The organism is Streptomyces sp. NPDC048331, assembly GCF_043201215.1.
Classification (GTDB): Bacteria; Actinomycetota; Actinomycetes; order Streptomycetales; family Streptomycetaceae; genus Streptomyces.
In genome coordinates this window covers 85,464-109,571 of sequence record NZ_JBICYT010000001.1, presented here as the reverse complement: position 1 = coordinate 109,571, position 24,108 = coordinate 85,464, and the positions used below count along the sequence as shown (strand labels likewise).

Sequence of the window (24,108 nt, the reverse complement as noted above, 5' to 3'; positions counted from 1 at the left end):
CGGTGGTGGCCCCGCGCCGCCGTGGCGCGCCGTATCGATTACAACCCGGGGGGGGGCGTGTACGCCGGCCGGGGCGCCCTCGGCCGGGGGGGCGCCCGCCCGCCGCGCGGCGGCCGGGCGGCCGGGCGCACCCGCACCCGCGCCCGCACCCCCGCGCCCCCGAACCCCCGTACCCAGTGAAGGAACGGACATGGTGAACTCCACCGCCACCCCGACGGTCACCGTCTGGTCGGACATCGGCTGCCCCTGGGCGAGTCTCGCCCTGCACACCCTGCACGCCGCCGCCGAGCGGCGGGAGGTCGCACTGGCCGTCGACCACAGGGCCTTCCCACTGGAACTGTTCAACCGGGAACCCACCCCCAAGTTCATCGTGGACCCGGAGGTCCAGGCGATCGCCGCGCACCGCCCCGAACTCGGCTGGCGGCTGTGGAACGGCCCGACGCACGCCTACCCCGTGACCACGCTGCCCGCGCTGGAGGCGGTCCAGGCCGCCAAGGACCCCGGGATCGGGGGACTGCGCGGCAGCGACGAACTGGACAGCGCGCTGCGCAAGGCCTTCTACGCCGACAGCAGGTGCATCAGCGTCCACGCGGTGATCCTGGACCTCGCCGAGCGGTGCGAGCACGTCGACGCGAAGGCATTGGCCGCGGCGCTGGCCAAGGGCAGCGGACGTGCCGAGGTCTACGAGCAGTGGGGCACGGCCGAGGGCCCGCAGATCCAAGGCAGCCCGCACTTCTTCGCGGCCGGCGGCTACGCCTCGCACAACCCCGGTGCCACCTTCACCTGGACGGGATCCCCCTACGAGGGCGGCCTGCCCCGCTTGGACGCCTACAGCACGGCCTGGGCCGACGAACTGCTCGACACCCTTCACCGAGATCAGTAGAGAAAGAGGAGCGCGATCCATGTCAGCACGATTCGCCGGAAGGGTCGCCCTGGTCGCGGGAGCCGGCGACGGCATCTGCCGGGCGGCGGCCGTCGCCTTCGCCCGGGAGGGCGCACGCGTCCTGGTGGCCGGGCCCGACCCGGAGGAACTGGCGGGCACGCTGAAGCTGATCCGCGACGCGGGGGGCGAGGCCCACAGCGTGGTGGCCGACCTGACGCGGGGCGGCTCGGCCGCCGCGGCGCACATGGTGGCGGCGACCGTGGAGCGGTTCGGCGCGCTCGACATCGCCTTCAACAACGCCACCGTCACCGGGCCGAACAGCAACGTCGCCGACATCGCCGAGGACGTGTGGGCGGACACCCTCGCCGCCAACCTCACCGGGGTCTTCATGGCGATGAAGCACGAGCTCGCGCACATGGAGTCCCACGGGCGCGGAGTGATCGTGAACACCGCCTGCAACATGGCCAACAGCGGTCGGCTGGTGGGCATGAGCGCCTACGCGGCGTCGAAGGCGGCGCTGAGCGCCCTGACCCGTACCGCCGCCCACGAGTACATCGGCAAGGGCGTCCGGATCAACGCGATCAGCCCCGGCCCGGCGCACGAGGCGGGTACGCACCACGCGGACGGGGCGACCGCCGAGGAGGTGGCCGAGACGGTGGTGTGGCTGTGTTCCGACGAGGCGTCCTTCGTCGTCGGCCACGACATGGTGCTCGACAAGAAGACCGTGGTCTGAGATCCCCCGACAAGGAGAAGTGAGAAAGTGCTGAGCAGGTTGCGTTGGCTGACCGCCGGGGAGTCCCACGGACCGGCACTGGTGGCGACGCTGGAGGGTCTTCCCGCCGGTGTCCCCGTCACCACCGAGCTGGTGGCCGACCACTTGGCCCGTCGCCGACTCGGCCATGGCCGCGGTGCCCGGATGAAGTTCGAGCAGGACGAGATCACCTTCCTGGGTGGTGTCCGGCACGGCCTGTCCCAGGGCGGTCCGGTCGCGGTCATGATCGGCAACACCGAGTGGCCGAAGTGGGAGACGGTGATGTCGGCCGACCCGGTCGATCCCTCGCTGTTGAAGGAGACCGGTCGTAACGCGGCGCTGACCCGTCCGCGGCCCGGTCACGCCGACCTGGCCGGCATGCAGAAGTACGGCTTCTCCGAGGCCCGGCCGATCCTGGAGCGCGCCAGCGCCCGGGAGACGGCCGCCCGGGTGGCGCTCGGCGCGGTCGCCCGGTCCTTCCTGAAGGAGGTCGCGGGGATCGAGATCGTCTCGCACGTGGTGGAGCTGGCCTCGGCCAAGGCCCCGTACGGCGTGTACCCGACCCCCGCCGATGTGGAGAAGCTGGATGCCGACCCGGTGCGCTGCCTCGACGCCGACGCGTCGAAGGCGATGGTGGCGGAGATCGACCAGGCCCACAAGGACGGCGACACCTTGGGGGGAGTGGTGGAGGTGCTGGCGTACGGGGTGCCTGTCGGCCTCGGCTCGCACGTCCACTGGGACCGCCGGCTCGACGCACGTCTGGCCGCTGCGCTGATGGGCATTCAGGCGATCAAGGGCGTCGAGGTCGGCGACGGCTTCGATCTCGCCCGCGTGCCCGGCTCCGAGGCGCACGACGAGATCGTCTCCACCCCCGAGGGCCTGAAGCGGACCTCCGGCCGCTCCGGCGGCACCGAGGGCGGTCTCACCACCGGTGAGCTGCTGCGGGTCCGTGCCGCGATGAAGCCGATCGCGACGGTGCCGAAGGCGCTCGCGACGGTGGACGTGGCGACGGGTGAGGCGGCGGTGGCCCACCACCAGCGTTCCGACGTGTGTGCCGTGCCGGCCGCGGGCATCGTCGCCGAGGCGATGGTGGCCCTGGTCCTGGCCGACGCGGTCGTGGAGAAGTTCGGTGGTGACTCCGTGCCGGAGACCCGCCGCAACGTCCGCTCGTACCTCGACCACCTGCAGATCCGGTGACCGCCGGACCACTGGTCGTCCTCGTCGGACCGATGGGGTCCGGCAAGTCCACGGTAGGAGCCCTGCTCGCCGAGCGACTCGGCGTGTCCTTCCTCGACACCGACCAAGAGGTGGAGAGGCGTACCGGCCGAACGGTCGCGGACATCATCACCACCGACGGCGAGCCGGCCTTCCGCGCGCTGGAGCACGAGGCGGTGGCCCACGCCGCCGCCGCACACACCGGGGTGCTCGCCCTCGGCGGCGGCGCGGTCCTGCACGCGGGCACGCGCGCCCTGCTGGCCGGACTGCCCACGGTCTTCCTCGACGTACGGGTCGACGAGGCCATGAAGCGCCTCGGCGAGGGTGCCGGCCGACCGCTGCTCGCGGACGATCCGCGGCGGCGCTGGGAGCGGCTGATGGCGGACCGGCGCGCGCTGTACCTCGGTCTCGCGCGGGCCGTCGTAGCGACGGACGGCCGCACTCCGCACGAGATCGAGCGCGCGGTCACCGAAGAATGGGAGCGGGAGAAGGCATGACCGGGCAGTCAGTGACGCGGATCCGGGTCGACGCGAGCGCGGCGGCCGAGGCGTACGAGGTCCTGGTCGGGCGGCGGATCCTGGAGGATCGGGCCGAGTTGCACCGGCTGATCGGACCGCACGCCCGCCGGGTCGCGCTGATCCACCCCGAGGCGCTGACCGCGATGGCGGGCCGGCTGCGGGACCTGGTCGAGGGGCTCGGCCACGAGACGATCACCCTGCGGGTACCGGACGCCGAGGCGGCGAAGACCGCGGAGGTGGCGGCGGACTGCTGGCAGCGGCTCGGCCGTGCCGGCTTCACCCGCACCGACGTGATCGTCGGCGTCGGCGGGGGAGCCACCACCGACCTCGCGGGCTTCGTCGCCGCGACCTGGCTGCGCGGGGTGCGCTGGGTCGCCGTACCGACCACGGTCCTCGCGATGGTGGACGCGGCCGTGGGCGGCAAGACCGGCATCAACACCGCCGAGGGCAAGAACCTCGTCGGCGCCTTCCACCCGCCGGCCGGCGTGCTCTGCGACCTCGCGGCCCTCGACTCGCTGCCGGTCGACGACCACGTCAGCGGTCTCGCCGAGATCATCAAGGCCGGGTTCGTCTCCGACCCGGTGATCCTCGACCTGATCGAGGCCGACCCGACCGGTGCCCGCGGCCCCGAGGGCCCCCATCTGCCCGAACTGATCCGCCGGTCCGTCCAGGTCAAGGCCCACGTGGTCGCCGGTGACCTCAAGGAGGCCGGACCGCGCGAGGTCCTCAACTACGGCCACACCCTCGCGCACGCCATCGAGAAGAACGAGCGCTACACCTGGCGGCACGGCGAGGCGGTGTCCGTCGGCATGGTCTTCGCCGCCGAACTCGCCGCTCTGGACGGGCGCCTGCCGGTCGAGGGGGTGGCACGCCATCGGGCGATCCTGACCTCGGTCGGCCTGCCCGTCGACTACCGCGCCGACCGGTGGCCCGCGCTCCTGGAAACCATGCGGCTGGACAAGAAGACCCGCGGCGACCGGCTCCGCTTCATCGTCCTCGACGCGGTGGGCCGGCCCGCGGTACTCGCGGGCCCCGCCCCCGACATGCTCGAAACCGCGTACGCGCGGATCGCCGCCCCGGCGCCGGATCCGGCCGGGCGGTCGGGCGAGTGGTCGGGCGAGCCCCGGCGCGTCCTCGTCCTCAACGGCCCGAACCTCGGCCGTCTCGGCTCCCGGGAGCCCGGGATCTACGGGACCACCTCGTACGCGCAACTCGCCGACGCCTGCCGGAGCCTCGGCAAGGAGCTCGGGCTCGACGTCGAGGTGCGCCGGAGCGACGACGAGGCCGAGCTGATCCACTGGCTGCACGAGGCCGCCGACCTCGCGCTGCCCGTCGTCCTCAACCCGGCGGCCTTCACCCACTACTCCTACGCCCTCCGCGACGCGGTGGCACAGCGCACGGCCCCGCTGATCGAGGTCCACCTCTCCAACCCGCACGCCCGCGAGCCCTTCCGGCACCGGTCGGTGATCTCACCGGTCGCCAGTGGCACCATCGCCGGACTGGGCACGGACTCCTACCTGCTGGCCCTGCGGTCGCTCGCCGGAGCGGACGCCGGAGCGGACGCGGGAGCGGACCGTTGAGCCGGCGCCCGCGCCGGGCCGCCGTCCTCGGATCGCCCGTCGCCCACTCGCTCTCGCCGGCGCTCCACAGCTGCGCCTACCGGGTGCTCGGCCTCGACCACTGGTCCTACGACCGCTACGAGGTGGACGAGCCGGCCCTGCCCGGCTTCCTCGCCCGGCTGCGCGACCGGGCCGAAGGCCCCACGTGGGCAGGCCTGTCACTGACCATGCCGCTCAAGCGGGCCGTCATCCCGCTGCTGGACGAGGTCACCGCGCGCGCCGCCGCCGTGGAGAGCGTCAACACCGTACTGCGGACCCCCGACGGGCGCCTGACCGGCGACAACACCGACATCCCCGGTCTGGTCGCCGCCCTGCGCGAGCGGGGCGTGCACCGGGTGGAGTCCGCCACCGTGCTCGGCGCGGGCGCCACCGCCGCCTCCGCGCTCGCCGCCCTCGCGGAACTCGGCTCCGGCCCGGTCACCGTCTGCGTGCGCGGCCCCGAGCGCGCCGCCGAGATGCGCGCGTGGGGAGACCGGCTCGGGGTCGACGTCCGGACGCTCGCGTGGGAGCGCGCCGGCGCCGCGCTGACCGCGCCCCTGGTCCTGTCGACCACCCCCAAGGGCGCCTCCGACGCCCTCGCCTCCGCCGTCCCGCCCCGGCCGGGAGCCCTCTTCGACGTCGTCTACGACCCGTGGCCGACCCCGCTCGCCGCAGCCTGGTCCGCCGCCGGCGGACCGGTCCTCAGCGGCCTCGACCTGCTCGTCCATCAGGCGACCCGCCAGGTCGAGCTCATGACCGGCCGCGGCCCGGCCCCGCTCGCCCGGATGCGCGCGGTGGGCGGCGCGGCCCTGGCCACCGCCGCGGCGATGTGCTGACACCGCCCGCCCGCCCGCCCGCACCACCGCGTACGACCACCGCAGGAGAGGAAGACCCATGAGCGCAGTCCAGTTCGGCATCTTCACGATCGGGGACGTCACCACCGATCCGACGACCGGGCGCAGGCCGACCGAGAACGAGCGGATCAAGATGATGGCCGCCATGGCGGTGAAGGCGGAGGAGGTCGGGCTGGACGTGTTCGCCACCGGCGAGCACCACAATCCGCCCTTCGTGCCCTCGTCACCGCCGACGCTCCTCGCGTACATCGCGGCCCGCACGTCCGAGATCATCCTCTCCACCTCGACCACGCTGATCACGACCAACGACCCGGTGAAGATCGCCGAGGACTACGCGACGCTCCAGCACCTGGCCGACGGGCGGCTGGACCTCATGCTGGGCCGCGGCAACACCCCGGCCGTCTACCCCTGGTTCGGTCAGGACCCGCGCCGGGCGATACCGCTCGCGGCCGAGAACTACGAACTGCTCCACACCCTGTGGCGGAAGGAGAACGTCAGCCGGCAGGGCCGGTTCCGCACACCGCTCCAGGGCTTCACCTCCACGCCGCGCCCACTGGACGGCGTACCGCCCTTCGTCTGGCACGGCTCCGTCCGCTCCGCCGAGGTCGCGGAGCAGGCCGCCTTCTACGGCGACGGCTTCTTCGCCAACAACATCTTCGCGCCGACCGGCCACTACAAGCAGCTCGTCGAGTTCTACCGTGAGCGGTACGCACACCACGGCCACGGCACCCCGGAGCAGGCCGTCGTCGGCCTCGGGGGCCAGACCTTCCTCAAGGCCCGCTCCCAGGAGGCCTTCAAGGGCTTCCGCCCGTACTTCGACCGCTCACCCGTCTACGGTGGCGGCGCGTCCCTGGAGGACGTCGTCGAGCGGACCCCGCTGACCGTCGGCAGCCCGCAACAGGCCATCGACAAGACGCTCGACTTCCGCGAGATCTACGGCGACTACCACCGCCAGCTCTTCCACGTGGACCACGCGGGGATCCCGCTGGAGGCGGCGCTCGAACAGATCGAGATCCTCGGCACGGAGGTCGTCCCGGTGCTCCGCAAGGAGATGGAGGCGGTCCGCCGCCCGGACGTCCCGAACGCCCCCCGCCACCCCTCGGCCCCGCGAGCGTAGGCCTGGGGGAGGGGTCAGGCGGCCGGCGCCGGTACGGGGTCGTCGTCGCGCGCGGCGGCCGCGGCCGGCAGGCGGGTGACCCGCCACCAGGCGGCCAGTGCCTTGAGGGCCGACCCGGCCGCCAGGCCCCACGCGGCGCCCGCCATACCCCAGAGCGCGTACCCGCCGAGCAGCAGCCCCACGGACAGCAGCGAGAAGACCACCTGCAACGACAGCGTGGCCTTCGGGGCGAGCACCCGCAGGGTCAGCAGCGCGCACGTGCCGAGCCCCATCACGGCGTACTGCGCCCCCGTGGCCGGCAGCAGCGCGGACGCGCCCGCCCAGGTGTCGCCCAGCAGCTCGCGGCCCAGCCGGTCCGGCAGCAGGTACAGGGCCGTGGCCCAGCCCGCGCCGACCGCCGCGAGGACGAGGCCCAGCGCGGCCGTGGCCCGCACCGTGGCCCGCTTGCCGCCGAGCCGCCCGAGGACCGGCGGGCCGAAGGCGTTCGCGGAGTTGAACAGCACGTTCAGCGGTCCGAAGAGCGTCGTCGCACCGCGCAGCGCGCCGACGGCCAGCGGCGTCGCGAAGACGCCGAGGCCCAGGACGGCGAGCTGGCTGGAGCCGTTGCCCACCGCGAACTCGATCACGAACCGCTGCCCGAGGTGACCGCGCCGCAGGTACGGCCGCAGGTCGGCCCGGCCGCCGCGCACGTACGGCCGCAGCAGCCACAGCCCCAGGCCCAGCGCCGGCAGCGCGGAGAGCCCCCACGCGAGCACCAGCCGCCCGGCCGAGGCCCCTTCGGGCTGCACGGCCAGCGCCGCGACCACGCACACCAGCCGCAACGCGTCGGCGGCCAGCGCCCGCTCGGGGGCGCGCAGCGCGGAGAAGCAGTACCGCAGGCCGTCCTGGAGGAGCACCAGCGGCAGGACGAGGCCCAGCGAGAGGAAGGCCGTCCCGGTGGCCCCGGGGAGCGCGAGCCCCACCACCGCGAGCAGGCCGCCCACGGCGGCCGATCCGGCGGCGGTGAAGCCCACGGCCGAGCGGCACTCGGCACCGAGCCTCTCGCCCTTCTCCAGGACCAGGCTCTGGCCGACGTAGGCCATGTTCAGCCCGAGGAGCACGCTGAAGGTCACGTACACCATCGAGAAGTCGGCGAACCCGGACGCCGAGGACAGCCGGGCGGCCAGCACCAGCACCAGGATGTTCGTGGCGCTGGACGCCGCCTGGTCCAGGACCGACGCGACCGCGGCGAGGCCGCGTCGGCTCATCTGCGGCCCATGCGGACGGTGCGCAGCGCGACGGTGTCGGTGCCGTCACCGGGGATGTGCTGTTCGGGCTCGGCCACTTCGTACGGGATCGGCTGGGGCTGCGGCACGGGCTTGCCGGACTTCGCCGCGGTCCCGGGACCGGCGCCGGGGCCGACGGGGGCCGGGCCGCCCTTGCCCTTGCCGCGCTTCTCGCCGGGCAGCGGCGCGTGCAGCACCGCGCCGAGCACGGTGCCGCCGGCGCCGCTGATCAGCTCGCGGATCCGGGACAGGTCGGTGCGGTGCACGGCGCGCGGGTCGGCGACGACCAGGACGCCGTCGACGCGGTCGACGAGGGCCAGGGCGTCGGCGTAGGAGAGCACGGGCGGCGCGAGCACGACGACCGTGGAGTTGGGGGAGTCGGCCTCGGAGATCAGCCGGGTGGCGCGGGCCGAGGTCAGCGAGCGCGGGACGTTGCGCGCCCGCTCGCCGGGGATCAGGTCGAAGGATCCGGACTCACCGGCGTCCACGACGAGCTGACGTCCGTCGGGCCACTCGGTGTCCGAGTGCCGGCCGCCGCCGCCCGGGCTGCCCGGGGTCTGGCTCCAGCGCGGCCGGCCGCCGGCGTCCGTCGGCAGCTGGCTGGCCAGGACCGGGGTGCGCAGATCGGCCTCGATGAGGAGGACGTCCTTGCCGGTCTCGGCGAAGGAGGCGGCGAGGTTCACGGCCACCGCGGCGGCGGTCTCGCTGCTGCCGCGCGGAGCGACGACGAGCAGGCGGCGCCGGTCGGCGAAACGGGCGTCGTAGGCGAGGCGGAAGGCCACCGAGCGGTACTCCTCGGCGAGCCGGGGATCGGCCTCACCGGCGGCGAGCAGCGGTCCGCCGCCCGTCCGGTCCCGGGGCAGGTAGCCGAGCACGGGTGCGCGCAGCGCGCGCGCCACATCGCCCTCGGAGCGCGGGGCCGGGTCGAAGACCAGCCGGACCCAGGCGGCCAGCAGCCCGAGGGCGAGGCCCACGGCCGCGCCGAGCGCGAGCGACATGAGGATGCCGGGTCCGTCGGTGGCGGTGGGCGCGGTCGCCGCGCTGGTGACGCGGCCCGGGGTCATGTCCAGGGCCTCAAGCTTGGTGATCTTGGTGTTGTAGCCGCCGACCTCGCTCTGCAGGTCGGTCTTGGAGGAGCTGGCGGCATCGCGTCCGGCGCCGGCCGGCATCCGGGCGATCTCCTTCGACAGCTCGTCGAGCTGCTTGGCGATCGGGTCGCGCTGCTCCTTGTACCCCTTGACCATCTTGTCGCGGGTGGCGTCGAGGGCCTCCTGCCGCTTCAGCAGGTACGCCTCGGTCATCGTGTTGGCGCGCTTGGCGGCCTCCTTGGGGGAGTCCGCGGTGTACGTGAAGCGCAGCACCATGGTCTGCGGCGGGTTGGTGACCTGCAGCCCGCTGCGCAGGGCGGCGAAGCCGGACGCGCCCACGCCGAGCTTCTTCGCCGCCTCGTTGGCTATGGAGGAGCTGAGCGCGACCTGGCGCTCCGAGCCGATGTTGATCGCCTTGTCCGGGGCGAGGCTCGGGTTGAACGGGTCGTCGGTGGGCGCGCGCAGGACGACGTCGGCGGTCGCGACATACGTGTCGGCCGTGGAGATGCCGAGGTAGACGCCGCCCAGCAGACCGATCCCGATGCCCGCGCCGATGAGCCTGCGGTAGCGCAGGAGCTGCCGGAACTGATCTCTGAGGAGATCGGGTTCGTCGTCGACCGGTGCCGCTGCAGGGCGGTTCGTCTCGATCACGGCCGGGGTCCCCCAAGTGCTTCGTCTATCAGTGCGTCGATGCGGGCCAGGCCCGCCTCACGGCTCAGATGCGCCGCCACGTGGCGGGGTCCGGCCGCTCCCAGTGCGTCCGCGCCTTCCGGGTCCTCGGCCAGGGCCCGTACGGCCTTCAGCAGTGCCTCGGGGTTCTCCGGGGGTACGAGTACCCCGGCGCCCGAGCGTTCCACCTCCTGGGCGGTACCGCCCTCCGCCGCCACGGAGGCGACGACGGGCCGACCGGTCTGGAAGTAGGAGGTCAGCTTCGACGGGACGCTCATGTCCAGCACGGCGGCGTGCTGAGTGACCGCGAGTACGTCCGCCGCCGCGAGGATATCCGGGAACTCGCCGTCAGCGGCAGGGGGGATGATGTCCAGATTCGGCACATCCGCCGCGAGATCGGACAGAGCCGACCGCTGACTGCCGTCGCCCATCAGGACGAAACGGACGCTCGGATCCAGCCGGGCGGCGCCCACGAGGACTTCCAGTCCCTGCTTGAGGCCCATGTTCCCGGAGTGCAGCACGACGGTCTCGCCCGGGGCCCAGCCGAGGTGGTGGCGGGTCTCCCCGCGCGGCTTGGTGGGCACGGGGACGTGCGACCAGTTGGGGACGAGACGGATCTTGTCCGGGTCCACACCCATGCCGACGACCCGGTCCACGAAGGTCTCGTGGATGACGCCGACGAGGGTGGCGCGCTTGAGGGCGTACGCCTCGGCGCGGCCGGCGATCAGGGCGGCCTTGTCGCCGCCGCTGATCCCGCTCTGCGCGGCGGCGGCGCCCATCAGGTCCTGGACGACCGGGATGTACGGGACCTTCCAGCGCGCCGCGAGCCGGGCGGCGAGCACTCCACCGGCCAGGCTGGGCATCTGGGCGAGGATCGCGTCGGGCTTCGGCATCCGCGGCGGGGCCACGGCGCCGTGCAGCAGAATCGATCCTTCGAAAAGAGCGCGCTTCACGGCGGTCTGGCGCGGCGGCACGGTGTGCGCACGCCGGTGCACGGTGACCCCCGCGCGCTGTTCCGTGCGCTGGAACGCCCCCTTGTACTCGGGTTCGAGCGACCACGCCGGGTAGTGCGGCATGCCCGCCAGCACGTGGGTCTCGTGACCGAGATCCGCCCAGTGCTCCGCGATCTGGGTCGCGTACGGGCCGATCCCCGCGTGCTCCGGAGCGTAATTGGTGGAAACCAGCAGCATGCGCCGGTGACCGGATCTGGACACTGAGCGTCCCCTTCTCCCCTGGATGATGCGCACGTCACCCTATTCGTTCACCCGCGTGGTGCGGAACGTGCACGCTATTGTCTGCTAATCCGCTACACCGGGGGGTGTGGCTGCTGGGGGTAAAAGATGACGGAGCACGACATGTCCGACCTTGCTGCGCCTGCGCGTAGGCCGTATCGAGTCGGCTACGCGCCCGGCGCCTACGATCTGTTCCACATCGGGCATCTCAACATCCTTCGGCATGCCCGGAGCCAGTGCGACTATCTGGTCGCCGGCGTGGTCTCGGACGAGATGGCCGAGCTGGCCAAGGGGCGCCGCCCGATGATCCCGCTCGTCGAGCGGCTGGAGATCGTCCGCAGCGTCAAGTACGTCGACGCGGCCTTCGTCGAGACGGTTCCCGACAAGGTGGAGACCTGGAAGCAGGTCCGCTTCGACGTCATCTTCAAGGGCGACGACTGGCGCGGCACGCCCAAGGGCGACCGCTTGGAGAAGGACTTCGCCGCCCACGGCGTCGACGTCGTGTACTTCCCCTACACCGTGCACACGTCCAGCACCCAGCTGCGCCGGGCACTGGACGCGCTGGCGGAACCGGCCCAGGCACCGGGCCAGGTCACCGGCGAACGGCGCTGAGCTCCCGGAACCACTTCGCGAGGAACGCCAGCAGGAACAGCGCGGCGACCGCGCCCAGTCCCGCGTACGCCCAGGCGAACAGCTTCCCGCCGCCGAGCAGCAGGAACACCAGGCAGAACACCCCGTAGTCCACGGGCAGCAGGGCCACCGCGCGCGCGGTCGACGGCGCGGCCGCCGCGCTGCCGGGGGCCGGCTTCGGCTTGAGCTTCTCGGTCAGCAGTCCGCCGAAGAAGGTCACCACCGCTGCGAACTGGAAGCCCAGCGGCACCAGCAGCCAGCCGTCCGAGCCCGTCCCGTACGCCTCGGGGAAGCGGTAGAAGGCGATCAGCACACAGGAGTGCAGGGCGGTGAGCTTGCCCGCGTCCACCACGTGGTCGAGCCATTCGCCGGCCGCGCTGCCGCCGCCGCGCAGCCGGGCCAGCTGCCCGTCGGCCGAGTCGAAGGCGAAACCGACGGCGAGGGCGGCCCACACCGCGATCCCCAGCCCCCACGAGGGGGCGGCCAGCGCGACCGCGGCCACGGCGGCGAAGCTGAAGGCGGCACTGATCAGCGTCACCTGGTTCGGGGTGAGCCCCAGCGCGTACGAACCGGCGGCCAGGTACCGCCCGGTGGGCCGGTTGACGAACCGGGAGTAGAGCGACACCCCCTTCGCCGACTTCTGCGCTCCGCGCAGTTCCCGCAGCGCGGTCGTGACTCTGCCCATACAGGGACCCCCTCCGAGATGATGTCGAACACATCATCGCAGCACGAACGAGGGAGCTGGTTCCGGATGTCGTACACGTCCGGAACCAGCGGCCCGGTCCGGGCGCCGCTCAGCTCACCACCCTCAGCAGCAGCACCGACCGCGCCGGGACCGTCAGGGTCCGCCCACCGCGGTGCCGGGACCGGGGAGGATCGGACTGGGCCTCCAGGGAGGTGTCCAGGACGACCTCGTACTCCTCGGCCCAGGGTGCCTGCGGCAGAACCCAGGCCACCGGCCGGTCCCCGGCGTGCAGCAGCGCGAGGAAACTGTCGTCCGTCACCTGCCGGCCCCTCTCGTCACGGCCCGGGATGTCCCGCCCCGACAGGTACATCCCCAGCGCGGCGGTCGGCGCGTACCAGTCCCGCTCGGTCATCTCCGCGCCCGCCGGGGTGAACCACGCCAGGTCCCGCAGCCCGTCCGCGCCCTGGGAGCGCCCCGAGAAGAACGCCCGCCGGCGCAGCACGGGATGGGCGTGGCGCAGCGCGATCAACCGGGAGGCCAGGGCGAAGAGCGACTGCCAGGTCGGATCCTCCAGCAGCGACCAGTCCACCCAGCCCGTCTCGTTGTCCTGGCAGTAGGCGTTGTTGTTGCCGTCCTGCGTCCGCCCGAACTCGTCCCCGGCCACCAGCATCGGCACGCCCGTGGACAGCAGCAGGGTGGTGAGCAGGTTGCGCAGCTGGCGGCGGCGCAGCACGCCGATCCGGGGATCGTCGCTCTCGCCCTCCGCCCCGCAGTTCCACGACCGGTTGTCGTTGGTCCCGTCCCGGTTCGCCTCCCCGTTGCCCTCGTTGTGCTTGCGCTCGTAGGTGACCAGGTCGCGCAGGGTGAAACCGTCGTGCGCGGTCACGAAGTTCACCGAGGCGTACGGCCGGCGTCCGCCCCACGCGTACAGGTCGCTCGACCCCGACAACCGGTACCCGAGATCCCGTACGTCGGGCAGCGCGCCCCGCCAGAAGTCCCGTACGGCGTCCCGATAGCGGTCGTTCCACTCCGTCCACAGCGGGGGGAACGCCCCCACCTGGTAGCCGCCCGAGCCCACGTCCCACGGTTCGGCGATGAGTTTCACCCGCCGCAGCACCGGGTCCTGGGCGATCACCGCGAGGAACGGCGACAGCATGTCCACGTCGTGCATCGATCGGGCCAGCGCCGCCGCCAGGTCGAAGCGGAAGCCGTCCACCCCCATCTCGGTGACCCAGTAGCGCAGCGAGTCCGTGATCAGCCGCAGTACGTGCGGGCGCCCCGCGTGCAGGGTGTTCCCGCAACCCGTGTAGTCGGAGTACCGCCGCTGGTCGGACTGGAGCCGGTAGTAGCCCCGGTTGTCGATGCCGCGCAGCGACAGCGTGGGACCCAGCTCGCTCGCCTCCGCCGTGTGGTTGTAGACCACGTCGAGGATGACCTCGATCCCGGCCGCGTGCAGGGCCCGCACCATCCGCTTGAACTCCCCGACCTGCTGCCCCGCGGTACCGCTCGCCGAGTACCCGGCGTGCGGGGCGAAGTAGCCGATCGAGTTGTAGCCCCAGTAGTTGCGCAGCCCCCGGCGCAGCAGATGGTCCTCGTGGGCGAACTGGTGCACCGGCAGCAGTTCGACCGCCGTCACCCCCAGCCTGGTCAGGTGCTCGATCGCCGCCGGGTGGGCCAGGCCCGCGTAGGTGCCGCGCAGTTCCTCGGGAATACCCGGATGGCGCATCGTGAAGCCGCGCACGTGCAGCTCGTAGATCACCGAATCGGCCCACGGCGTCTTCGGCCGGACGTCGTCCGCCCAGTCGTCGTCATCGTGGACGACCACGCCCTTGGGGACGAACGGCGCGGAGTCCCGGTCGTCGCGCACGGTGTCGGCGATGTACTGCTGCGGCCAGTCCCGGACGTGCGCGTACACCTCCGGGGGCAGCGTGAAGTCCCCGTCCACGGCCCGTGCGTACGGGTCCAGGAGCAGCTTCGCCGGGTTGTACCGGGCACCCGTCCAGGGGTCCCAGCGGCCGTGCACCCGGAACCCGTACCGCTGCCCGGGGCGTACGCCCGGCACGAACCCGTGCCAGATCTCGTGCGTGTGCTCCGTCAGGGTGCACCGGGTCTCGGCGCCGGCCTCGTCGAACAGACACACCTCCACCGCCTCCGCGCCCTGCGCCCACAGGGCGAAATTGGTGCCCGCCGTCCCGTCCGGACCGTGATGGAACCGGGCCCCCAACGGATGCGAGGACCCCGGCCACACCGGCGCCCCCGGGCGCGCGTGCACCCGTACCACCTGGCCCCTGACCTGGCCGTTCGGTCGCTCCTTCAGTCGACCGTCGATCTGCGGTACGGGCACGGCCCGGCCGCTCCGCACCGCTTCCGCGGCATTGCTGACGGCTTCCACCGCCTCTTGCTCGGCTGCGCTCGACACTGCCCGCCTCCACGGCTCCTGGGTACCGGCGGGGGTAGGGGAGAGTGCGGCCCCGGCGTCCCGGCCTGGGCCCGCCCCCGTCTGGTCCTTCACACTGTTCTGCCCGGAGAGATCTGCCCGGAACGTGGCCCGCGCTCACGTTTCCCCCGCACCGCCCGGTCGTTGGAGGGATCGTGACACTTCTGACGAGGCGGGCAGGGGCGGGCTTGGCCGCCGTGGCGGCATGGGCGGGCCTGCTCGGCGGCCTGGCCGGATGCACCCAGGACGGCAAGGCACCGGTGGAGATCCAGCTGCCCGGCAAACCCCGCTCGCCGGACGAAGCCATCCGCATCACCCCCGACGACAACGCCAAGGAGGTCCCCGCGGACGGGCGGTTGTCGGTCACCGTGCCCGAGGGCCGCCTGGAGCGGGTCGTCGTCACCAAGGTGGAGGACGCGCAGCAGGAAGAGGTCCCCGGCGCCATCGCCGAGGACGGGCTCAGCTGGAGCCCCGACCCGGCGTCCGGACGCCTCGCGCTCGCCGCCAAGTACACCGTGGACGCCGTCGCCCTCGACGGGCACGAACGCCGCCAGGCCCGCCACACCACCTTCACCACCTACGTTCCCGAGGAACGGTTCATCGGCTACTTCAAGCCCGAGAACCGCTCGACCGTCGGCATCGGGATGATCGTCTCCTTCCGGTTCAGCCGAGCCATCGAGCGCCGCGCCGAAGTGGAGCGGGCCATTTCCGTCACCGCCGACCCGGGCACGCAGGTCGTCGGCCACTGGTTCGGGAAGGAGCGGCTCGACTTCCGGCCCAAGGAGTACTGGAAGCCCGGCACCCGGGTCACCGTGAAGATGGACCTGCGCGACATCGAGGGCGCGCCCGGCTCGTACGGCATCCAGGACAAGTCCATCACCTTCACCGTCGGCCGCTCCCAGATCTCCACCGTGGACGCGGCCGCGCACACCATGGAGGTCCGCCGGGGCGGGCAGCTGGTGTCGACCGTGCCGATCAGCGCCGGGGCGCCCAAGACCACCACCTACAACGGAAAGATGGTGGTGATGGAGATGTTCGACGTCACCCGCATGAACGGCCAGACCGTCGGCTTCGGCGGCGAGTACGACATCCCCGACGTCCCGCACGCCATGCGCCTCACCGCCTCCGGGACCTTCCTGCACGGGAACTACTGGTCCAGCCCCGACACCTTCGGCACCACCAACCAGAGCCACGGCTGCGTGGGTCTGCGCGACGACAAGGGCGGCGGCTCCGACACCCCGGCCGGCTGGTTCTTCGACCGGACCCTCGTCGGGGACGTGGTGGAGGTCGTGAACTCGCAGGACAAGACGGTCGCCCCCGACAACGGGCTGGGCGGCTGGAACATGTCCTGGGCGGACTGGGTCGCCGGCTCCGCCATCGCCTGAGCCGGTCGGCGGCCCGCCCGGGACCGAACGGGTGATTCGTGTGATCGGAATGCCGTCGTGCCCGTGTGTCCTCCCGGATACCTGTACGAGGATCCCTCCAGCCTGTCAGGGCAGAGCAGCCCCGGAGGCGACGAACGGAGTGGCATGGCAGCCGGAAGAGCAAGGGTGTGGCCGTTCGGCCTCGCCGCCGCGGCGGTCCTCGCCACGGCGGCGGCGGCCCATGCGGCCGACCGGGACGGACCCGTCCCCGTCACACCGTCCGCGGCCCCGATCACCGCCGCCCGGGTCGTCCTGCTGGACACGGACATGGACACCGGGCAGCCCCTGCCCGGCGCGCGGTTCGAGCTGTGGCGGGAGACCAACGACCTGGCCGGGCTCCAGACCGAGGGTCCGGCGGTCGACGAGAAGCACGACGGCGCGTGCGTGACCGACACCAAGGGCAGCTGCACGGTGGAGCTTCCCGTCGACGAGACGTACTACTGGCTGGCGACCGCGGCCCCCGCCGGATACGAGCCGACCGAGGAACCGGTCACCGGCTTCGACCTGCGTGCGGGCGATGTGGCGGAGGGCCTCGTCCTCGACGTGCCGAACCGGCGGGAGAACGCCGCGCACGGCGGCGGGGTCCGGGTCCGGACGACGGACGCGAAGACCGGGTGGCCGTTGCACGGCACGGTCGTCGAGCTCTGGAGGGAGACCAACAAGGTGGCGGGCCTCCAGGTCCGCGGCATCGACGCCGACCGGAGGGTCAGGCCCGGCTGCGCCACCGACGCCGATGGCGTCTGCGACTTCGACCGGCTCGCCGACGGCTGGTACTACGTGGTCGAGACGGACGTACCCGAGGGCTACGTCATGCCGAAGGCCCCGGTGACCGGCCCGCGGTGGCTGGACGGCGACACCCCCGACCGGCGGCTCGTGGTTCCCCTCACCGCCACGCGGGACGACCACGGGCGGGTCCCCGCCGCGGACGACGAGCAGGACGGGAGCGCCGAGAACGGCGGGGAGGAGGCCCGCCGCCGGGCCGGGTACCCGTTCCCGGACGCGTGGGTGAAGTGACCTCACCCCGTCGGCGCATCAGCGCGAGCGGCACCCGCGATCCCCGGATTGGCTGGGTGCGACCGTAGGACCCACAGGCCGAGGAGGCCCGGGATGGCTGCACGCACGCGGACAGGACCACTGGCGGGGGCGGCCGCCCTCGGCGCTCTTCTCGTCCTGACGGGCCTTCACCCGGCCCGGGCCGCGGCGGCCCCGGCGCCGGCGGAACCGGAGACCGCCTGCGTGGCCGGAACCGGCCCCTACCAGCGGGAGCTGGAGCACCACCTGGGTCGGCCGGTCGACGGCGTGCAGTCGTCGGCGGACTGCTACGCGGTCCGCGCCTTCCAGCGCGAGAACGGCGTCACCCCGGCGGACGGCTACCCGGGCGTCGCCACCTTCCGCACCATGCTCGTCGTCAGCGCCCGCCCGAACCCCAACGCCGCGGGCGACTGCCCGGTGCGGGACCACCGCGTGACCTGCGTGGATATGGACCGTCAGCTGCTGTGGGTGCAGAACGGCAAGCGCGTCGTCTTCCCGCCCGTCCCCATCCGTACCGGGCGCGACTTCCAGGAGACCCGACCGGGCCTGCACGAGGTGTACCGGCGCAGCAAGGACCACGTCTCCACCCTGTACGGCTCGCCCATGCCGCACGCCCAGTTCTTCGACGGAGGCCAGGCCATCCACGGTTCCCCCGGCTACCTGTACGCGTACGGCGGTTCCGCCGGCTGCGTGAACCTCACCGAGGCGGACGCGGCACGCCTCTGGGACCTGCTCACCGAGGGCGACGTCGTCTACGTCTGGGGCACCAAACCCGGCACGGAGGACTGACGACCGGGGCCCCGCCCCCCGTCCCGGCTGCTCAGCGGCAGTTGGGACGGAACGGTGACAAGACCGTGGCTCATCGTGATCCCTCGCTGTGATTACCTGTCGACATGCGCGCGACAGTCCGCGCGCGGGGGACATGGGGAGAACACGAGTGAACCTGCAGCCGATACGCGGCCGTGCCCGCACCGGCCTGCCGGCCCTTCTGCTGGGGGCGGCCCTGCTGTTCACCACCGCGTGCGGTGGCGGTGGCGGTGGTAACAACGCCGGCAGTGGTGGCGACAACGCCGGGGGTGGCGGCAAGACCGGTACCGAAGCCTCCAAGGCGGTCGTCAGCGTCAAGCCCGACGACGGGGCCAAGGAGGTCGCGACCAGCGGCGTCCTGAAGATCACGAGCACGGGCGGCAAGCTCAGCACGGTGACCGTGGCGGACACCAAGGGCAACGCCGTCGAGGGCAAGCTCGCCGCCGACGGCGCCAGCTGGGAACCGGCCCGCCACCTGGCCTCCGCCACCGAGTACAAGGTGCACGCGGTCGCCAAGGACGAGGCCGGCCGGGAGTCGGCCAAGGACACCACGTTCACCACCCTGACCCCGACCAACACCTTCGTGGGCCACTACACGCCCGAGGACGGCGCCACCGTCGGCGTGGGCATGCCGGTCTCGATCAACTTCACCCGGGGCATCACCAACCCCGAGGCCGTCGAGAAGGCCATCACCGTCACGGCCGAGCCGGCCGTCCAGGTCGAGGGCCACTGGTTCGGCAACGACCGTCTCGACTTCCGCCCCGAGAACTACTGGGCCGCGGGCACCAAGGTCACCGTGAAGCTCGCCCTGGACGGCGTCGAAGGCCGCCCCGGCGTCTACGGCAAGCAGACCCGTACGGTCACCTTCACCGTCGGCCGCTCCCAGGTCTCCACGGTCGACGCGAGCACCAAGCAGATGGAGGTCGTCCGTGACGGCCAGGTGCTCAAGAACGTCCCGATCACCGCGGGCGCCCCGTCGACGACCACCTACAACGGGCAGATGGTCATCAGCGAGAAGTACGAGGTGACCCGGATGAACGGCGCGACCGTCGGCTTCGGCGGCGAGTACGACATCGCCGACGTCCCCCACGCCATGCGCCTGTCGAACTCCGGCACCTTCGTCCACGGCAACTACTGGGCCTCCTCCGGCACCTTCGGCTCGTCGAACGTCAGCCACGGCTGCGTGGGCCTGCGCGACCAGCGCGGCGGCGGCGACCCGGACGCCCCGGCGGCCTGGTTCTTCAACGAGTCGCTGATCGGTGACGTGGTCGTCGTGAAGAACTCGAAGGACAAGCAGATCGCCCCCGACAACGGCCTCAACGGCTGGAACATGCCGTGGGCAGACTGGATCAAGTAGCCACGTCGCGGACGTCCCGCACGCCGCGTACGTAGTCCGGGTGGCCCGGTGCTGTGACCCACAGCACCGGGCCACTTGACGTTAACCGGCGCTAACCTGGCCCCTATGACCCTCTCTCTCGAAGTCTCCGAAGGCGTCGGCACCATCCGCCTGGACCGGCCGCCCATGAACGCCCTGGACATCGCCACCCAGGACCGGCTGCGCGAGCTCGCGGTGGAGGCGACCGACCGGGCCGACGTCCGCGCGGTCATCATCTACGGCGGCGAGAAGGTGTTCGCGGCGGGCGCGGACATCAAGGAGATGCAGACGATGGACCACGCGGCGATGGTCGCCCGGTCCCGCGCGCTCCAGGACGCCTTCACCGCCGTCGCCCGGATCCCCAAGCCCGTCGTCGCGGCCATCACCGGCTACGCGCTGGGCGGCGGGTGCGAACTCGCGCTGTGCGCCGACTACCGGATCGCCGCGGACAACGCGAAGCTCGGCCAGCCCGAGATCCTGCTCGGCCTGATCCCGGGCGCGGGCGGCACCCAGCGGCTGTCCCGGCTGGTCGGACCGTCCAAGGCCAAGGACCTGATCTTCACCGGGCGGATGGTCAAGGCCGACGAGGCGCTGACCCTCGGCCTGGTCGACCGGGTGGTGCCCGCCGCCGAGGTGTACGAACAGGCGCACGCCTGGGCCGCGAAGCTGGCGCAGGGTCCGGCCATCGCGCTGCGCGCCGCCAAGGAGTGTGTGGACGCGGGCCTGGAGGCCGACATCGACACCGGCCTGACCATCGAACGCAACTGGTTCGCGGGCCTGTTCGCCACCGAGGACCGGGAGCGCGGGATGCGCAGCTTCGTCGAAGAGGGCCCGGGCAAGGCGAAGTTCGTCTGAGCCGAGGCCACGGCCGCGGATCCCTGGTCCCCCCTGTGGGTGGATTAGCCAGGCCTTAAGGCAGCCTTAAGGAGAATCGGTGATCCACTCCGTGTGATCACTTTTGTGCGGCCCGTCACCGCAGGTCAAGCTGTGCGCCAAGACCTTCCGGTTGCCTCACGCATATGACAGGACACCCCCTGGGAGTTGTTGAATCCGGGGGGTGTTTTCCTGTGGAACGGCCCGGGAGGGCGGGTCGGCCCTCCATGATGGGTGCATGGCGGGCCTGGAGGGTGTGGAACAGCCGCGGCAGCGCGGCAGCGCTTCGGCGGTACGGATCACGGCGGCCGTTGAGGACGAACAAGGCCTCAAGGCGCTGGAGTTGTACGGGAATCCGGCCGAGGCCGAAGTGACACTGCCGTCCATGCCGGAGTCGGCGAGCACCGCGCGGCGGCTCACCCAGTGCGTGGTGGTCCGCCTCTGGGGCCTCTCCCCGCAGATCGCCGAGCACGCCGTCCTCCTGGTCTCGGAACTCGTCGGCAACGCGGTCCGGCACACCGGGGCCCGTTCCTTCGGCTTACGCATGCTGCGGCGCCGGGGCTGGATCCGGGTGGAGGTGCGCGACCCCTCGCGGGGGTTGCCGTGCCTGATGCCGGTCCATGAGCTGGACACCACCGGCCGGGGTCTCTTCCTGGTCGACAAGCTGTCCGACCGCTGGGGCGCGGACCTGCTGCCGCGCGGGAAGATCACCTGGTTCGAGATGCGGGTCGCCGACCGGCAGAACCCCTGAGCCGCGCGGCGCCCGCCCCGCGCACCGTCCCCGGAAAGCCTGAAGCCCCCGTACGCCGTGTGAGGCGGGTGGGGGCTTCATGGGTGCGCCGAGGATCGGAAGGGGTGTGATCCTCGGCGTGGCGACTTCGCTCGGGTCAATGGGAAGTCGTGCTTCCGACTATGGCAGACGCAGGCCCGAACGCCAAAAGTCCCTACTTGGACATAAGTGGGCAAATCATAAGACTTTCTAGCTAAATCCTAGGTGAGGTGGGCCACTCACCTCGTAATCTACGAATAAGTATCGACTGCTCTGTGTAAATCGTTGATCACATAGCGACCTGACCACCCGATCGGCCTCTTCCGGCAGTCGTCCGAAATTGGGTCAATCGTTATCTTCCGGGTCATCGCCCTCTTAAATGGGCAAGTGCTCTCACAACCAGGCCGCCGCGCGGCCCTGCGCGCGGCCGCCCTCGGGACGGCCGGCGTCGCCGTGGCCGGCCTCACCGCCGGCTGCGGCCCCGGTCGGCCCGCCGCCGCGTCCTCCGGCCGGACGGCGGGTCCGGCCCGCCCCGCCCGCCCGGCACAAGCGGCTCCGGCCGCCGCCCCGCGCCGCTTCGCCGGGCAGCCCGTGGAGATCGACCACGGCCCGCGCGACCGCTCCCGGGTCGCCCTCACCTTCCACGGCAACGGGGACCCCGCCATCGCCCGGGCGGTGCTCGCCGCGGCCGAGAAGGGGGGCGCGCGGGTCACCGTCCTGGCCATCGGGTCCTGGCTCGACGCCCACCCGGAGCTCGCCCGGCGGGTCCTCGACGGCGGCCACGAGCTCGGCAACCACACCCAGCGCCACCTCGCGATCAACGACATGTCCGAGGCGGAGGCCTACGCCGAGATCACCGGCTGCGCCCAGCGCCTCAAGCGGCTCACGGGCTCCATCGGCACCTGGTTCCGGCCCTCCCAGACGCAGCACGCGACACCGCTCGTCCAGAAGCTGGCCCAGCGGGCCGGTTACCCGCACGTCCTCTCGTACGACGTGGACTCTCTCGACTTCACCTCGCCCGGCGCCGCGGCCGTCATCCGCACCGTCATCGGGACGATCCGGCCCGGATCGGTGGTGAGCCTGCACTTCGGCTACGCGGACACGGTCGACGCGATGCCTCCCCTCCTCGAAGAACTCGCGCGCCGCGAGCTGCGCGCGGTGACCACCACGGAGCTGCTGACCCCATGAAGACCACCCGCCTTCCCCGGAAGGCCACCGTGCTGCTGGCCGGTCTGGTCCTCGCCGCCCTGGCCGGCTGTGGATCGGCCGCGAAGGGACCCGCCGAGGCGCTCGGCACCAAGGGCCCGGCCAAGCCCGTCAAGGCCGCGCCGGCCGCCCCGCCCGGTCTGCCCGGCATGCCGCCCGTGCTCGATCCGAACGACGTCTACGCGGCGGACCGGCCGAACAAACTCTCCCCCGTGGTCAAGGACTTCCCGTCCCGCGTGTACGTGCCGAACACCAACTCCAACACGGTGTCCGTCATCGACCCGGCGACGTACAAGGTCATCGACACCATCCCGGTCGGGGTCCAGCCCCAGCACGTGGTTCCCTCCTGGGACCTGAAGACCCTGTGGGTCAACAACAACCGCGGTCACACCCTCACCCCGATCAACCCGGCCACCGGCGAGGCCGGCAAGCCCGTCGAGGTGCACGACCCGTACAACCTGTACTTCACGCCCAACGGCAAGTACGCGATCGTCATGGCCTCGATGGACAGGGAGCTGGTCTTCCGCGACCCGCACACGATGGACCGGGTGAAGACGGTCCCCGTGACCTGCTACGGCGTCAACCACGCGGACTTCTCCGCCGACGGGCGCTACTTCATCGTGAGCTGCGAGTTCTCCGGCGAACTCCTCAAGGTCGACACCGAGCGCATGGAGGTCGTCGGCCAGCAGAAGCTGCCGTTCGAGGGCGCGATGCCGCAGGACGTCAAGGTCTCCCCGGACGGGAAGACCTTCTACGTCGCGGACATGATGGCGCACGGCATGTGGGTGCTGAGCGGCGACGCGTTCGAGACTCCCAAACTGCTGCCCACCGGGAAGGGCTGCCACGGCCTCTACGTGAGCCGCGACTCCAAGGAGATGTACGTCTCCAACCGGGGCGAGGGCACCATCTCGGTCTTCAACTTCCCCGAGAACAAGCTCACCAAGAAGTGGACCCTGCCGGACGGCGGCAGCCCCGACATGGGCGGGGTCTCCGCCGACGGCAAGGTCCTGTGGCTGTCGGGCCGCTACAACTCCGAGGTCTACGCGCTCGACACGCAGACCGGCAAGCAGCTCGCCCGGATCCCGGTGGGCGGCGGACCGCACGGCCTCGCCGTGTACCCGCAGCCCGGCCGCTACTCGCTCGGTCACACCGGCATCTTCCGCTAAAGCCCTCCGAAGCGATGCCCCGGGAGCTCGCACAGCTCCCGGGGCATCGCTGTGCGTGCGCCGGCCCACGGGCTGCCGGAGGGCGCTCGTCGCCCCGGAGCGTGACGAAGGGGATCGGGTCCGTTCGGCCGGAATCATGGATTCCGCTCATGGGTCGGTGAGGGAACGGTCCTTTCGCCCGAACGGGACCCGAGGCGGGGGCGGAGCGGGGCGGCCGCTACCCTGGGCCGGTCAACAAGGCATCAAGAAGGAGTGGACCCAGTGGCGGACATCGAGAGCGCACGGACGACGTTCGGCAAGTTCGACGTGAACGGTGACGGCTTCGTCACGGCCGACGAGTTCAAGGCGGCCATGGCGGCCATGGGCGACCCGTTCGTCACCGGTCCCGTCGCGGACGCCGTGATCGCCGCCAAGGACGCGAACGGCGACGGCCTGCTGAGCTTCGACGAGTTCTGGGCCTCCCTGAACAAGTAGTCCCTCCGCCGCCGCCCCGCCCCGGACCGCCGGAGCGGGG

General features: G+C 72.1%; 23 protein-coding genes. 18 read left to right on the top strand and 5 right to left on the bottom strand.

All coding sequences use genetic code 11. The features are described from left to right. The 8 genes from ACGFYY_RS00480 to ACGFYY_RS00445 form a co-directional block, all read left to right on the top strand. The coding region (locus tag ACGFYY_RS00480; RefSeq protein ID WP_393706425.1) for a hypothetical protein at positions 1 to 180 on the top strand (180 nt) is incomplete at its 5' end. A gap of 10 nt (positions 181 to 190) precedes the next feature. Further along, the gene (locus ACGFYY_RS00475; RefSeq protein ID WP_393706424.1) at positions 191 to 883 is read left to right on the top strand and encodes a DsbA family protein; all 693 of its coding nucleotides are present in this window, start codon (positions 191 to 193) and stop codon (positions 881 to 883) included. A gap of 19 nt (positions 884 to 902) precedes the next feature. Continuing rightward, positions 903 to 1,616 (top strand): SDR family oxidoreductase, encoded by a 714-nt coding sequence (locus ACGFYY_RS00470; RefSeq protein ID WP_393706423.1) that lies wholly within the window; start codon positions 903 to 905, stop codon positions 1,614 to 1,616. A 30-nt stretch (positions 1,617 to 1,646) separates the two neighbouring features. Then, on the top strand, positions 1,647 to 2,831 hold the full coding sequence (gene aroC / locus ACGFYY_RS00465) for a chorismate synthase (protein ID WP_393706813.1): 1,185 nt from the start codon (positions 1,647 to 1,649) through the stop codon (positions 2,829 to 2,831). Continuing rightward, on the top strand, positions 2,828 to 3,346 hold the full coding sequence (locus tag ACGFYY_RS00460) for a shikimate kinase (RefSeq protein WP_393706422.1): 519 nt from the start codon (positions 2,828 to 2,830) through the stop codon (positions 3,344 to 3,346). Before aroC ends, ACGFYY_RS00460 begins: the two co-directional genes overlap by 4 nt. Continuing rightward, a complete protein-coding gene (gene aroB, locus ACGFYY_RS00455) occupies positions 3,343 to 4,947 on the top strand; it encodes a 3-dehydroquinate synthase (protein WP_393706421.1) in 1,605 nt (534 codons plus the stop codon). The genes ACGFYY_RS00460 and aroB overlap by 4 nt, the downstream gene beginning before the upstream one ends. Further along, entirely contained in the window at positions 4,944 to 5,801 is an 858-nt protein-coding gene (locus ACGFYY_RS00450; protein ID WP_393706420.1) for a shikimate dehydrogenase, read from the top strand. Before aroB ends, ACGFYY_RS00450 begins: the two co-directional genes overlap by 4 nt. Before the next feature lie 58 nt (positions 5,802 to 5,859). Beyond that, on the top strand, positions 5,860 to 6,936 hold the full coding sequence (locus ACGFYY_RS00445; protein WP_393706419.1) for a CE1758 family FMN-dependent luciferase-like monooxygenase: 1,077 nt from the start codon (positions 5,860 to 5,862) through the stop codon (positions 6,934 to 6,936). Between the two features lie 14 nt (positions 6,937 to 6,950). Here ACGFYY_RS00445 and ACGFYY_RS00440 read toward each other — a convergent pair whose 3' ends face one another. Genes ACGFYY_RS00440 through ACGFYY_RS00430 form a run of 3 tightly spaced genes read right to left on the bottom strand, consistent with a single transcriptional unit; the run spans position 6,951 to position 11,148 of the window. Continuing rightward, positions 6,951 to 8,183, bottom strand: coding sequence for a hypothetical protein (locus ACGFYY_RS00440; RefSeq protein WP_393706418.1), 1,233 nt, complete (start codon positions 8,181 to 8,183; stop codon positions 6,951 to 6,953). Then, a complete protein-coding gene (locus ACGFYY_RS00435) occupies positions 8,180 to 9,940 on the bottom strand; it encodes a lipopolysaccharide biosynthesis protein (RefSeq protein WP_365271904.1) in 1,761 nt (586 codons plus the stop codon). The genes ACGFYY_RS00440 and ACGFYY_RS00435 overlap by 4 nt, the downstream gene beginning before the upstream one ends. Further along, entirely contained in the window at positions 9,937 to 11,148 is a 1,212-nt protein-coding gene (locus ACGFYY_RS00430) for a glycosyltransferase (RefSeq protein WP_393706811.1), read from the bottom strand. The genes ACGFYY_RS00435 and ACGFYY_RS00430 overlap by 4 nt, the downstream gene beginning before the upstream one ends. A 150-nt stretch (positions 11,149 to 11,298) precedes the next feature. On the opposite strand from ACGFYY_RS00430, the gene ACGFYY_RS00425 reads away from it, so the two are divergent. Then, positions 11,299 to 11,802, top strand: a complete 504-nt coding sequence (locus ACGFYY_RS00425) for an adenylyltransferase/cytidyltransferase family protein (RefSeq protein WP_375137962.1) — start codon at positions 11,299 to 11,301, stop codon at positions 11,800 to 11,802. On the opposite strand, the gene ACGFYY_RS00420 is transcribed toward ACGFYY_RS00425, so the two are convergent. Together ACGFYY_RS00420 and glgX are read right to left on the bottom strand one after the other, a co-directional pair. Next, positions 11,783 to 12,505, bottom strand: coding sequence for a CDP-alcohol phosphatidyltransferase family protein (locus ACGFYY_RS00420; protein WP_365271908.1), 723 nt, complete (start codon positions 12,503 to 12,505; stop codon positions 11,783 to 11,785). The two genes, ACGFYY_RS00425 and ACGFYY_RS00420, sit on opposite strands and share 20 nt — an antisense overlap. Before the next feature lie 109 nt (positions 12,506 to 12,614). Further along, positions 12,615 to 14,924, bottom strand: coding sequence for a glycogen debranching protein GlgX (glgX, locus tag ACGFYY_RS00415; protein WP_393706417.1), 2,310 nt, complete (start codon positions 14,922 to 14,924; stop codon positions 12,615 to 12,617). Between the two features lie 182 nt (positions 14,925 to 15,106). Here glgX and ACGFYY_RS00410 point away from each other — a divergent pair, with 182 nt between their 5' ends. From ACGFYY_RS00410 to ACGFYY_RS00370, 9 genes are all read left to right on the top strand, one after another. Next, the gene (locus ACGFYY_RS00410) at positions 15,107 to 16,327 is read left to right on the top strand and encodes an Ig-like domain-containing protein (protein WP_393706809.1); all 1,221 of its coding nucleotides are present in this window, start codon (positions 15,107 to 15,109) and stop codon (positions 16,325 to 16,327) included. Between the two features lie 144 nt (positions 16,328 to 16,471). Then, on the top strand, positions 16,472 to 17,380 hold the full coding sequence (locus ACGFYY_RS00405) for a collagen binding domain-containing protein (protein WP_393706416.1): 909 nt from the start codon (positions 16,472 to 16,474) through the stop codon (positions 17,378 to 17,380). Between the two features lie 93 nt (positions 17,381 to 17,473). Beyond that, positions 17,474 to 18,187: a L,D-transpeptidase family protein gene (locus ACGFYY_RS00400; RefSeq protein WP_393706415.1), complete on the top strand. Its 714-nt coding sequence runs from the start codon at positions 17,474 to 17,476 to the stop codon at positions 18,185 to 18,187. A 148-nt stretch (positions 18,188 to 18,335) separates the two neighbouring features. Then, entirely contained in the window at positions 18,336 to 19,562 is a 1,227-nt protein-coding gene (locus ACGFYY_RS00395; RefSeq protein WP_393706414.1) for an Ig-like domain-containing protein, read from the top strand. Positions 19,563 to 19,667: 105 nt separating this feature from the next. Then, positions 19,668 to 20,435, top strand: coding sequence for an enoyl-CoA hydratase/isomerase family protein (locus ACGFYY_RS00390; RefSeq protein WP_266379608.1), 768 nt, complete (start codon positions 19,668 to 19,670; stop codon positions 20,433 to 20,435). Between the two features lie 256 nt (positions 20,436 to 20,691). Then, complete coding sequence (locus ACGFYY_RS00385) at positions 20,692 to 21,204, top strand: ATP-binding protein (RefSeq protein ID WP_365271924.1); 513 nt, start codon at positions 20,692 to 20,694, stop codon at positions 21,202 to 21,204. Positions 21,205 to 21,609: 405 nt separating this feature from the next. Further along, positions 21,610 to 22,410, top strand: coding sequence for a polysaccharide deacetylase family protein (locus ACGFYY_RS00380; RefSeq protein ID WP_393706413.1), 801 nt, complete (start codon positions 21,610 to 21,612; stop codon positions 22,408 to 22,410). Beyond that, positions 22,407 to 23,594, top strand: a complete 1,188-nt coding sequence (locus tag ACGFYY_RS00375; protein WP_393706412.1) for a YncE family protein — start codon at positions 22,407 to 22,409, stop codon at positions 23,592 to 23,594. The genes ACGFYY_RS00380 and ACGFYY_RS00375 overlap by 4 nt, the downstream gene beginning before the upstream one ends. A gap of 261 nt (positions 23,595 to 23,855) precedes the next feature. Next, a complete protein-coding gene (locus ACGFYY_RS00370) occupies positions 23,856 to 24,068 on the top strand; it encodes an EF-hand domain-containing protein (protein ID WP_150259513.1) in 213 nt (70 codons plus the stop codon). Positions 24,069 to 24,108: the final 40 nt, after the last annotated feature.